The organism is Lentzea sokolovensis, assembly GCF_033949975.1.
Classification (GTDB): domain Bacteria; phylum Actinomycetota; class Actinomycetes; order Mycobacteriales; family Pseudonocardiaceae; genus Lentzea; species Lentzea sokolovensis.
On the sequence record NZ_JAXAVU010000001.1, the window covers coordinates 72,749 to 84,835 of the forward strand.

At 65.1% G+C, this 12,087-nt stretch carries 7 protein-coding genes; 4 read left to right on the plus strand and 3 right to left on the minus strand.

All coding sequences use genetic code 11. The features are described from left to right. Window positions 1-110: 110 nt before the first annotated feature. From SK854_RS00400 to SK854_RS00410, 3 genes are read left to right on the plus strand one after another with little or no spacing between them, the layout of a single operon-like run. Window positions 111-1,409, plus strand: coding sequence for an ATP-binding protein (locus SK854_RS00400; protein WP_245816158.1), 1,299 nt, complete (start codon window positions 111-113; stop codon window positions 1,407-1,409). After that, window positions 1,406-3,292 (plus strand): type IV secretory system conjugative DNA transfer family protein, encoded by a 1,887-nt coding sequence (locus SK854_RS00405; protein ID WP_030477447.1) that lies wholly within the window; start codon window positions 1,406-1,408, stop codon window positions 3,290-3,292. Before SK854_RS00400 ends, SK854_RS00405 begins: the two co-directional genes overlap by 4 nt. Beyond that, a complete protein-coding gene (locus SK854_RS00410; protein ID WP_319972920.1) occupies window positions 3,285-4,052 on the plus strand; it encodes a hypothetical protein in 768 nt (255 codons plus the stop codon). The genes SK854_RS00405 and SK854_RS00410 overlap by 8 nt, the downstream gene beginning before the upstream one ends. Here the strand turns inward: SK854_RS00410 and SK854_RS00415 are convergent. Next, window positions 4,049-5,176 (minus strand): DUF5677 domain-containing protein, encoded by a 1,128-nt coding sequence (locus SK854_RS00415; protein WP_144065345.1) that lies wholly within the window; start codon window positions 5,174-5,176, stop codon window positions 4,049-4,051. The genes SK854_RS00410 and SK854_RS00415 overlap by 4 nt on opposite strands. 343 nt (window positions 5,177-5,519) lie before the next feature. Continuing rightward, window positions 5,520-9,971, minus strand: a complete 4,452-nt coding sequence (gene mobF / locus SK854_RS00420) for a MobF family relaxase (RefSeq protein ID WP_319972921.1) — start codon at window positions 9,969-9,971, stop codon at window positions 5,520-5,522. 305 nt (window positions 9,972-10,276) lie between these two features. Between mobF and SK854_RS00425 the strand changes: the two genes are divergently transcribed. Continuing rightward, window positions 10,277-10,795 (plus strand): hypothetical protein, encoded by a 519-nt coding sequence (locus SK854_RS00425; RefSeq protein ID WP_319972922.1) that lies wholly within the window; start codon window positions 10,277-10,279, stop codon window positions 10,793-10,795. 276 nt (window positions 10,796-11,071) lie between these two features. Here SK854_RS00425 and SK854_RS00430 read toward each other — a convergent pair whose 3' ends face one another. After that, window positions 11,072-11,935: a hypothetical protein gene (locus SK854_RS00430; RefSeq protein WP_319972923.1), complete on the minus strand. Its 864-nt coding sequence runs from the start codon at window positions 11,933-11,935 to the stop codon at window positions 11,072-11,074. Window positions 11,936-12,087: the final 152 nt, after the last annotated feature.

Here is a 12,087-nt window from a genome sequence, read left to right on the forward strand (position 1 = left end):
GGCGGCCACCGGAGCCAGCTGCGCCACCACCGCAACTGGAGTTCCTGCCGCCACCATCCCGTCGGCGGTGGCTGGACAAGTGGGGCTGGTACGAGCCGCGCAACGAACCTATGTCGACGACAACCCGGCAGGCCGAGGCTCTCAATCTCGCGCTCAGCTCGCCGCCGACGAGTAGCCGAGGGCTGATCGTCGGCACAGATCTGTTGTCAGGCCAACTCGTCGTGCACGACCCGTTCATAAGCTACGAGGACAAGCTGATCAGCTCGGTCAACGTGGCGGTGGTCGGGGATGTCGGCAAGGGCAAGAGTTCCCTGCTCAAGACTTGGGCTTGCACCCGGCAATTGCTGCTGCGGGGCCGGCGCGTCGTCGTGCTCGACAAGAAGCTGCAAGCCGGGCGTGGCGAATACACCGCTCTGGCCCAGTACCTGGGGGCACCGAGCATCCGGTTCACGGTCGATGGCACCGGTAGTCGCCTCAATCTCCTTGATCCGGTCATTGCGCTGGGCAGCGAGCAGATCGACGACGCCGGTCAAACGATTGACCGCACCGATCGGCCAACCGGTCAGATGATGCTGCTGCGCGCTGTGCTGGCCGAAGCGCTCGCGCGGCCGGTCACCGAACGCGAAGGGAAGGCGCTGCGCCTCGCGCTGGTGAGCGCGACCCGCGATGCCCGCGAGCGTGGTCGCGTGCCGGTGATCGGCGATGTCGTGCACCACCTGCTGCACCCTGGAACCGCCGAGGCTCAGTCGCTGAACCGGACGGTGTCCGAACTGCAGGACTGGGGTCTCGACCCAGCGTTCGGGCTGGAGCGGATGATCGAGGAAGACCTCGCGGGCCTGGTTGACGACGAGACCAGCGCAGAGGTCAATCTCGATCATCCCAGCGGCCTCACGCATTTCGACATCAGCGCTCTGCCCACCGAGGGGCCGGCTCTGCGGGTGGTCATGGCGCTGATCACCACGTGGCAGACCAACATGCTCGCGGCGCGTTCTGAGCGCGCCGAGCAAACGATCGATGTCATCGAGGAGGCCTGGCACGTCGCCGAGGGCTCGACCGGCAGGATTCTTCGTCGCAACGCCAAGCTTTCCCGTGGACTTGGTCTGTCGACCGTTGCGGGATTCCAGCACCTCGTTGACCTCGACGCCGACAGTCCCGGTCGCGCGCTGCTGCAGGAAGCGGAGACCAGGTTCATCTACTGCCAGGGAAGCTACGCGGATGCGGCTGCCTGCGTCGCGCTCTACAACCTTCCGCCTGGGACCGAAGAAACGATCATGACGCTGGCGCAGGGCACCTGTCTGCTCCAGATCAGTTCCCGTGACCCGATCCTCGTGCGGCATGAGCGCTCACCTCGCGAGATCGCGCTCACCGATACCGACAGCGCGCTGACCGGGATGCTCTGGCGCGTATGAGCAGGCCCGGCCAGCAGCACCAGATCCCGTCGTCGCCGAGGCCGCTCTACGGGGTCTTCTACCCCTTGCTCGGCGCGGCTCTGGCAACGGTCCTGTTGGCTGGTCTGGTCGGCGGCGCTCTGTCGGGCTGGCTGGGCGGGCATGGCTGGGCGTGGCCGCCACCCCGTCTCTTGCCGTCCACGATCATCGGCTGGGCGACACACCTGTCCGACCCCGCTGCAGGCTGGCCCACAGACCCTCGGCCTGGACCAGCAGTCCTCACCTACGGTTCGGTGCTCGTCGTGCTCGCAGCCGAGTTGGCGCTGTGGACTCGGGTGTTCGCCTGGCGGAACCGGATCTATCAGCGCCGCGCCGAACTCCGGTCCGGTCTGGCCGACCGCCACGCCGTCCAAGAACGTCTCGGTGCCAGGGCCGTCACCAAGGATGCGCCACGGTTGCGCCCGTCACTGGCCAACTTCCTCGACATCAGCGCGGATGACGCGGGCGCGTTGTTCGCTCGGTGGCCAGGCACGTGCGAGGGAATCTACGGAAGCCATGAGGACTCAAAACTCGTAGTCGCCCCTGTCCGAATGGGCAAGACCGCCCGGCAAGCGGTGTCCGACGTGCTGCGAGCCCCCGGCGCGCTCGTGGCCACCTCGACCCGTTTCGACCTGATCGAACTGACGATCATGGAACGCGCGAAGCGCGGACTCGTGTGGGTGTTCGATCCGGAGAACCGGGTGCCCTGGCCGGAGAAACTGCGGTGGGACCCGATTCGCGGCTGCGAGGACTTCGACGTAGCTCTGCGTCGAGCCGTCGCCATCTGCAGCGCTCGGCCGCTCGAGGACACCAAGAACGGCGGGTACTTCAGCGGCAAGAGCGAGGGCGTGCTCGCCGCCATGTTGCACGCGGCAGCATTGAGCGGCTCCGACTTGAGCATCTTGTGGCTGTGGACGACCAGCCAGTCCTACCGGCCCGCGCAGATCCTCGAGACGGACGAGCGAGCGGCGCCTGCGATCGCCGACGGACTCCGCAACCTGCTCGACAGTTTGAAGAGCACGAGCGACACCTCCGGCGCCGGCGGCATCTACTCCACACTCGAACTTCTCCTTCGTCCACTCACCTCACCGACGATCATGCGGGCGCTCACACCCCAGCCCGGTGACAGGCAGTTCGACATCGACGCCTTCATCCGCAGCGGCCACGACACGCTCTACATGGTTTCCCGCGGCCGCAAGAACTCCGCGGCACCGATGGTCAATGCCCTGATGGTCGAGGTGTTGCACCGCGCGGACATCCTGTCTCAACACCCGACCGCCGAGCAGCTCAACGCACCCGCCTACGGCGATCTGCGGCTGGATCCACCGCTGCGGATCGTGATGGACGAGGCAGCCAACATCACCCCGGTCGACGATCTGAGCGCACGGCTGGCCGACTCGGGTGGCCGTGGCATACAGCTCTACGTATACGTGCAGAACTTCTCACAGTTGCGGCAGCGCTGGGGTTTCGAAGAGGCAACCGAGATTTGGGACTGCGCGTCGATCAAGCTCGTGCTCGGAGGCTTGAGCAACTCCAAGGATCTACTGGCACTCTCGGACTTGCTGCCTGAACGCATCGTCGACCAGGCCAGCGTGTCCACCGGCACCGCCGTGCGCGACCAGGTCACGGTCTCCCCTTGGAGGCAGCGTGCTTTGACCATCGACGAAATCCGGGAGCTCGGCGACGGCGAAGGCTTGCTGTTCTACCGCAACCTGCGCGCGGCCAAGGTCGATCTCCCAGGTTGGTGGGAGACTCCGGACCTGGCCGACCTCGTCGCTCAAAGCCGAAACGAGGCGCGGAAGCTACTCGCTGCTTCCCAAACCGGCCTCGCCGCGGACCTCCAGACGCCTGCAGACGATGACTGACACTCCGTTCGACCCACCCGATCCCAGCGACGAGGCGGCCGTCCGCGAGAGAAAGCGAACACACCCGCCCGTCGAGGCCGTGCCGGTTCTGGACGTGGAGTTCCTGCCTGATGTGGTCTCGGACCTCGCTTCAACGAGCGAACTGCATGACCACCAGCTGGCCGAGCTCGCGGGTGTCGTCTCCGAGCTTGGCGGCTCCGTTGCGACGTCGCGCGACCAGATCCAGGCGTTGCGCGAGTTCCTGTTGGAGTTGCAGGAGAGCCTTGTCGAGCGAGTGAACCTAAGCCGTCCCAACCGGTGGGCCTGGGGAGTTCTCACCCGCGATGAGGCCGCCCAGCTATGGGGTGAACTGCGATGGTTCGTTGACCACCTCATCACGCGGTATCCCCTGTCTTCGGACGTGAGCATCCCGCCGTGCTGGTACCGCCACACGGTCGCCGTCGACGAGCTCACCGACCTCTACGCGGCGTGGCGTCACGCCTACTGCTCGGGAGAGCAACCCTCGGACGAGATGACCGCGTGGCGCAACCGATGGCTGTGGCCGACCCTTCAGAACCTTCACGCTCACGCGGACTGGAGGGAATGCAAAGCACAGCGCCAGCATGTCGAACCGGCCGCGCGCCAAGAGCCGACCGACGATGGCATCCTCGACTTCGTCGTGCAGGATCTTAACGAGCGACCTGGTGAACGACGGTCAAGTCTTCCTTGGACAGCCGATCACAGGCCTCCATCTCACGGTTCCAGAACGAGACCTAGCTAGATCTTGTCATTCTCCGACGGTTCCGCGTCCGCTGCGCGATCAAATGCCACGGAGAGAGCGTGGTTGAGTCGGTACATGGCCCAGCGCGAACGCAGCCGTGCCCACTTGCTCGTCTTGGCGTGCAAGGTTGCTGCTTCGAAGCTCCTGTAACCCGCCACCAGCTCGATGTTGGTGCGGTCCACCAGAACTTGAATCGCACGAAGGGAGATGATCGCGTGGGCCTGCCGTGGGTTGATACCGAACAAGACCAGACTCGTCGTGCAGTGCTGCAGAAGCAGGAGAGCCAGATTGGCCGGCTCAACCAAACCTGTCGTGTTGCCGCCTGTCGGCAGCAGCTGCTCGTCGACGGCAAGCAGCGCGAAACGAATGCCCGTTGCGTCGGCGTGGATCTCGTGGCTGGCACGACGGTAGTAGGGCTCCAGATGCCCCAGCTCGGCAAGCCGGGTCAGGTCGGCGAACTCCATCCGGTTCTGGCCTTCGCGTCGCAGATCGTGAGCCCAGCCGTAGCTGCCTCGATAGTGCGGGCCGAACCGGTTCACCAATTCGTCGTGCTCGGCGCGCAGGCGGTCAAGCTCCTCAGCGGCAATAGGTGTTTGTTCCAGTGTCGTCGCATGCTTCTGGTGACGTAGCGCGTCGTTGTATGCGAGCACCTTCTCGTGCAGCACGTAACGCTCGGCCAGATCCGCGTGCTCGGGCTTGCGGCCGTACTCACCGATCACGCGCGCGATCACGGCCAGCTCGTGCAGCGTGCGGCACCGTCCGAGCGCGGCACCAAAGGCTCCGCCTCGCACGCGCGCGTAAGCATCGTGGGCCGCGCTACACGCACGGGTTTGCAGTCCCAGCAGCACTTCTAGTACTTGATCGACACTCGAAGCAGGGTTCTTGTCGCGCTGTTGAACAGTGCGCGTCATCAGGGCATTCGTCTCGTGCCACGCGAGTAAGTAGAGCGTGAGTGCCTTTCCCCAGTGCCGCCACAGCCACTTGCGAAAGCGTCGCTCCTCACGCGCGTAGTCAGTCGTAAGACGACCGGCAGTACGTAGCAATCGGTTGGCGTGGCGTGCCGCAACAGCATCCACATCGACGGCTATCCGGTGGCCATCGGCAGTCACGATGACGGCAGTCATGACACTCCAGGGGCAAGGTCGAAGTTGCGGGCTTGAGCCGCGCGAAGGTGAAAGAACGAACGAAGCCGCAGGGAGCCGAACTCGGCTACCTACCTGCGCTGTTTCAGAACCGACGCGCGTCGCAGCGTTGGCTGCACCGCATCGTCCTGGAGGCCGTTCACGTCGGCGATCATGCCACAGGTGGACTCCCCGCCACGTCCTGACTTCCGCCCACAGCACACGCGATTGGCCACCAGAGCCGGTAAATCCACGAGGAACTGGACGCTGACACGGCCACGTGTCCCTGAGAGTTCAACCAACCAGGTGACCCCATACGAATCTCAGTATCCTCTCGACCAGTCGTCTACGGGCTTGGTCGTGGTCCGCGACGAGGATCGTGCGGCTGGTGATCGAGCTCGCGACGACGGCGGGCGCCTGCCTCCCGGCGTTGCTGGTCGATGAGCCGTTGCCTCTCTCCTGTTACCTTCGTGTGAATCGGCGCAACAGGTGTTCGGTTCGGCGGATCCGCCGTCGAACGGGCTCCGATGGCCAATGCCGGACTCGGCGTCGTGGCACGGCGAGCCTGCTGTTCCGCGCCCTTAGCTGCCTCGAACGCGGATCGGGCCTGATCGCTTGTAGGCGCTCCTCCTAGAGGCTCGGGGCCGGTAAGTCCGTGTTGTTCTCGGTAGGCCGCGAGGATCGCCAGTGCTGCGAGGTACCGAGCCGTTTGGGCGGCGCCTTCGGGTGCGGGGCCGAGTTGTTCAACCCATTCCGGGCGGTCTCGAGCGGCGTCGCGCGCGAGCTGGACCACGCGTGCCTGGATCCGTTTGGCATCTGCGGTTGCTGCTGAGGCAAGTGCGCGGTCGCGGCCTTCCAAGGCGGCCAGCTTTGGCGGACGTGGCAACCATGACGGCCACATGCCGTAGACCCTGACGGGCTGAGGTGCGCTCAAGTTCGTACCAGGGCTCTCACCGGTAACCGGCTGCAAGTGGGCCATCGTACGTTCGTAGCTCGGGATCAGAAGATTCAAGCGCGCGGCGACGCCCAGGCCGGCACGCTCCTGGTCGACAGTGATCGCGCGAGCGTCGGTGGTTGTTGAGGTGCGGATGCGCCACGCGACGAATGCCGCCGGGTTCACCTTTTCCTTAAGTGCTTGGGGATCGATCGCAGCGAGTACGTCCCGCGGGTCATGGCCGGCGTCGGCTGCACGTGCGAGGTTGTGTGCGAGTGCGCCGAAGGCTGAGCCAGCGATGACGAGTTCGATGTTCGGGTGGTCGTTCCATGCTTCGCGGAGGAGGTCCGCTGCCTGGTCGCGCAGCTGTTCTTCATGCGTGAGCGCTGAGGCGCCGTTACCGTGTTCGGATTCCTTGGACGGCTTGGCTATGCGCTTGAGGGCGGCGACGACGAGGCGACTGGCATCCCGCACGTCAGGTCGAACCATCACGGCGGGGTTGATGCGCACAAGTGTGTCCCGAGGATCGACTGTGCTTGAGCTCAATCGGTCGATCAGGCGGGCGACGGTGTCGAACGCGCTTCCGTTTGTTACGGCCTGGACACCCTCGTGGTCGCGCCATACGTCGCGTAGCAGCTCTTCGGCGGTTGCTCGTTGTTCTGCGCTGGCGGCGTGGCGTCCGGCTTGAGGTGTGTTGGAGTCGGAAGGTTTCGGCTTGGGGAAGGGATCTTTGAGTTGCTTCAGGTCGACCAGTACCGGCCGGTCGTTGGCGTTGTTCTCGGTGTCTACGGCCCGTTCGACCATCTTGGTGATGACGCGGCGTCTGCGGGCGAAGGCGGAGTCTGGTTCGCCGAGCATGTATGTGTCTTGCGGGGTCTCGAAGTCCTGCTGGGATGCGAACGTCCAGACCGCTTGTGTGTGCCGTGAGGTCGCGACCAGAAAGCTTCGGTTGTCAGCACCTGGGGCATGGAAGAGCACGGCGCCGCCGCGTTGTTCGTCGTCCTCCCCCGTCCAGGTCTCGTTGATGTTGAGACCTTGGCTCTTGTGGACCGTGAGGGCGTAGCCGTGCGTCAGGCCGCCTTTGGCGACGTAGCTAGGGTCGAAGGTGCGGCTCTCGCGCACGTGTCCGCCGGGGATGGCGCGTGTCCAGGTAACGGCCAGGTGGCCGGTGTCATCGATGTGGTTGATGACTCCGCGGTAACCGTTGAGCGCGTCGGGGTCGTCGGTGTGGCGTTCGTTGATTCGGACGAGGACGTGGTCGTTTTCGTGGAGGTGGAGTGTGTGGCCACCAGGCAGGTCGTAGGTTCGGCCGCGGCCGAGTTCGCCTTGCACTTCGCGTACGGCTTGGGCGCCGGCGTTGAGCCGGTTGACCTGTTCGTTCGTGCTGGCAACCATGAGCAGGCCGAGCATCTCGGTGTGCGGGTCGGGTGCGCCGATTCGTTGGTCGATCCATGTGGCGAGCATGGCGGCAGTGGTGTCCTGGCTTGTCTTGCCGACGATTAGGCGGTCGCGGTCGGCCCAGGAGGTGAGCGCTTCGACGTAGTTGCCCTCGCGCCAGGCCGCGACGGCGGCGCGTTCGTCTTCGTCGGCTTGGCGACGGTTGTCCAGCAGTGCTCCACCGTCGACCATCTTGTGCACGACCGCGACCATTGAGCCGCAGCCGACGCCGCGCAGTTGCTTGGGGTCGAAGATTTCCACGATCTTGGTGCCGCTGTCTTTGGCTGCTCGGTAGAGGGCTGCGCGGTCGCGGTCGTGGGTCATGCCGGCCTCGTCCAGGATCAGGACGTCGATTCCGTTCAGGCCATCCTTGTGGTCGATGCGCCATCTCCACTGGGCCACGGTTCGGCTGGAGATGCTCGACGCGGCTTGAAGGTTCTGTGCCGCAACGCCTTGCGTCGAGGCACCGGCGACGACGAATCCGTCGGCTTCGTAGGCGACGCGCGCTGCTTCCATGAGGGTCGTCTTGCCAGAGCCGGGCCCGCCGATCAGTGCGTCGATTGCCTGGCCGGAGGTGACGATGTTGAGCAGTTCACGGCGTTGTTCGGTGGAGAGGGTGAAGCCGTTGGTCGCCTCGATGGTGTCGGCGGCCATCTCCGCGGTGGTTCGGGAAACGCGGATCGGGGTTTGATCTTCGTGGCTTGCTTGGGCGGCAGCGATGATGGTTTTCTCCGCCGTGACGATGTCCTGGGTGGTGTACAGCTGGGCGTTCGTCATGTGGTCGGCGCCGAGTTGGTGGCGCTCCCCCACGCCGGCCGCAGGGCTGTCGTCGTCGTTGTCGATGCTGATCAGTGGTACGAAGCCGTTGTGTCGCAGAACCTCGTCGGTGAGGGTTTCGACGGTGTGATGTTGAGCGCCGTTGGGAAGTTGGTCGACGACGGCAGCGAGCGCGTCGACGCGGGAGAATCTGCGGGAGTGTGCGGTAAGGCCGCGCTCAACGTCCTGCAGTGCGGTTGCGAGCTCGTTGATGGTTGGTTGCCGGGTCGCTTCTTCTGGCATCCCGGGGATGTGTGCGTCTTGGGCCATCGAGTCGGGGTCGAGACCGGCGTCGATGGCTCGCTGGCGGTTCCGCTCGCGGCGCGTCAACTGCGGTTCGGAGGTGTCGTTTTTCGCCTGGCGGGTTTCTTGTTTGACCATGCGTTTGAGCGATTGTGAGGCGTCTTGTTCGGTGAAGCCGAGGTCGAGGAGCATGGCGTGGATGTCGGCGCCACGCTGGGAGAACTCCTTGATGGCGGCGTCCGGAATGGACGCGATCTCCCACTGGCCGGTGCGTTCGGAGCGGCGCCAGGCGACGCCGTACCGCTGGGTGAGGACGTGACGGACGCTGCCGTCCAGGAGCTTCGCGGCTGCTGGGATGTGACGCATGAGGTCACGGCCACCGGCCGCTACGGTGCTCCACTTGCCGTCGAAGCCCTTGGTCATGTTGGTGATCGTGTAGTGGACGTGCCAGTGCGGGTCGCCGCAGCATTGGCCGGCGGCGGGTCGGGCCGCGGGGTGGATCATGGCCCAGCCCGCGAAGCCGTTGCCAGGAACCTTTTCGGCCGTCGAGCCGTCGCCGTGGTGTCCGCGCATCCCGTATGCGGTGTTGGTTTCCAGCCAGGCGAAGGTGGCGCCACCTTGCTCGAGGTAGATGGCGTCCAGGGCGTTACCGGTGTCCTCATCGACGAACTCGCGCAGGAGAGAGAAGCTTTTCGGCAGGGTGAGGGTGATGTCGTAGCCTCGGTTGCCGATGATGATGCGGTTGTCGACCACCGCGTCGCTCTGGGTTCCGTCCTTGGCGGTGATCGTGATGGTCTTGGTGAGATTTACTGCTGCACCTTCGAATACGCCGGGGTCCCACACGGTGGCGAGGCGTAGTTCGGCGGCGTCGGCGAGCTGGCCGGCGTGGTCGGCGCGGAGCATGGCCGTTTCGCCGTGACGCCCGACTGAGCGCTTGGCGCGGTTGAACATGTCGAGCATGCGTTTGGAGGTTGTTCCGGACCAGCGGCCCTGGCGGTGCCGGAGGACTTCAGAGACGTCCGCTTGGGCCTCGCGCGCGACGCCTTCGATCATGCGAACCAGTTGCGCGATGGGGACTTTGGCCTCGATGGGCACGCCCAGCTTGTGCTCTACGAGCTGCTCGCCAGAGCGCGGGTGGTAGCCGTCCATCATGGCTCGGGCGAGCGGGAAATGCTCCGCGGTCAGCTCGGTGCCCGCCTCGATGCCCAGATCGGCCAGTGCCTGGCCGATCCATATGAGGGGGCGTTCAGCGTCGGTGCGGTATTCGAGCTGTGCGTCGCCGGAGATGCCTGTGACGCAGCCGTGTTGTTGTCCGAGCCGGTAGTCGACCTGTTCTGGTGCACTGCCGATCGGCGTTACCCAGGACACCGGGCATACCTCTCCCGTCGCGTTGCGCGTGGGAGGGTTCGAAGATCATCTTCTTCGTATCGCGATAGCGATACCTTAGTCCAAAGCTGTTGTCCTTCGCAGGCGCAAAGCCTGCCCTGATCGCGTAGCGATCAGCACGAGAACTGCCGGCCCATAGGGCCGTCGATATCCGGCCGCCATGCGACTTCCTGGGGTTGTCAGCTGCTGTGCGTCGGTTGACCTGGTGAGGCAGGTTGGTCGAGCGCTGGAATGTGCGTGTGCATTAGCGTCCATGGAGGGGGTCCGTCCACTCAGGAGGGGTTGACGTGAAGACGGCTGCACAGATCAGAGATGAGGTTCGCGCAGAGGAGCGGCAGCGACGGAAGCTGCGCGAGCGGGCGGTGTTGACGATCGCGGCGGCAGCGGCGGCGGCCGTGAAGGAGCTGGAGGACGTCGAACGTCGCAAGCAGGCGTTGCGCGATCAGCTGGAGCGAGATCTTGCGGCTGAGGACGCGAAGCTGGATGCGAAGGAACTGGCTGCAGGACGGGCGGTGGTCGAGGCGTTGAGTGGCGCCGAGCTCAGTGCCATCGGTGCGACGTTCCGGGATGCGGAGCTTCATCGGCACACCGGTATCCAGGTCGCCTCGTTACGAAGGTGGGCTCGTCGGGCGCGAGACACCGAGGACCAGGCGCTCGATCATGTTGAGGATGCGCGGGCGTCAAGCCCGCGAGCATCCAGAGATTCCCCCGAGGTCCGCACTGATGTTCGGGGTGACCTGAATGTGGTTGGCGCTCTGGGGACACCAGCCACTGTGTCCGAACCGCCCGACGATGAGTTGGGTTAGGCAAGTTCCCAGGCGCGGGTGCCGAGTTGACTCCTGGCCCTGGGGATGCGCGGAGGTGGTTGTCGCGCTGGTGTCAGCGGGCTGTGGGCCGAGGTCGCGTGAGGTGCGCCGCCGCAGGCGGTCCATTTCGCCGCAGGCGGCGGGTGTGCGAGGGCGGCAGCCTTCGCTCGGGGTGTGTCGGGCTCGATGCCCGGCGCACCCCGGCTTCGCGCGCGGCGCCCACCGGGGATGCACCTCCTTGTCGGGCTGTGCATCCCCGGTGTGTGGCTGTGCGGCCTAGGCGGCCATTGCGTAGTGCGTCTCCCGCACTTCGAACCTCTTCGATTCGTCGTTCCAACCGAAGTTGTTGTGCACCAGCCGCTTCATGTCCCACTGGTCGGCCGGGCTGTAGGCGTCGGCTTCCTTGCGGAGGATGGCCAGTGCGGTCGAGCGCGGGAAAGTCGTGGCGATGAACTTGCACCTGGCGGCGATGATTTCGTCTCGCCACGCGGTGGCGGGCAGGGAAGGGAGCCCTGGGCGGCCAAGGCTGCGGCACCGGTCGCAGAGTCCATCGGTGTGGTGGCGGTTGTCCTTTGCGCTGCGTTCCTGCCAGCAGTGGACGCACGCGAGCCCTTGTAGCGCGGGAACGGCCGTCTCGTCGTAGTCGTTCTCGTAGTTGAACGGCCTGTCCTCGATCGGAGGCTGGTCGTCGACACCGGCGCGGCTCCACTGGTAGCGGTGGACAGTCTTGGCGCACTTGATGGCCGTTCGGATCTGCTTCTTGGTCCTGCGGGCGATGCGGGCGGCCGGGTCGACCTTCCGGCGGACGGGGCTGAACTCGACGACGTCCCTGCGGTAGCTCGTGCGCAACTCCGGCGCTTCGGCTCGGGTGGTGGGAATGTGCACGTCGGCGCGCAGGACCTCGGGCTCGGCCGGAGTTGCTTCGTCAACGGGCGGGGTGATCGGATCGACGTACAGGACGACGCACGTCTCGATGAGTTCGCGGTGCTCCAAGGTGCTGCGCTTCCAAGCGTCCCGCATCCGGGCGTTGACGGTCTTGGTGTTGTTCTCACGAACCCAGGCGATGTGAGCGAGTACCTCAAGGGTTTCGGGGTCTGCGGTGTCAAGAATCTGTGCAGCCAGCTCGCGTGCCTCGGCCATTCCGCCAAGGTCGAGGAGCAGGTCAATATCTTCCAACATTTCCGAAACAGACGTTTCATTCGTCATGAGACTCAACCTTTGGTGGTGTTTTCCGGCCGCCGGGGGTCGCGGTCCCCGGCGTTTTCTTGCACTTCGATCCTATAAAGAATAGG

Bases quoted from the DNA above. Each gene is read 5' to 3' on its own strand.
- SK854_RS00405 (WP_030477447.1), top strand. From the start codon at position 1,406: ATGAGCAGGCCCGGCCAGCAGCACCAGATCCCGTCGTCGCCGAGGCCG.
- SK854_RS00415 (WP_144065345.1), bottom strand. From the start codon at position 5,176: ATGACTGCCGTCATCGTGACTGCCGATGGCCACCGGATAGCCGTCGAT.
- SK854_RS00430 (WP_319972923.1), bottom strand. From the start codon at position 11,935: ATGGCCGAGGCACGCGAGCTGGCTGCACAGATTCTTGACACCGCAGAC.
- SK854_RS00410 (WP_319972920.1), top strand. From the start codon at position 3,285: ATGACTGACACTCCGTTCGACCCACCCGATCCCAGCGACGAGGCGGCC.
- SK854_RS00400 (WP_245816158.1), top strand. From the start codon at position 111: ATGTCGACGACAACCCGGCAGGCCGAGGCTCTCAATCTCGCGCTCAGC.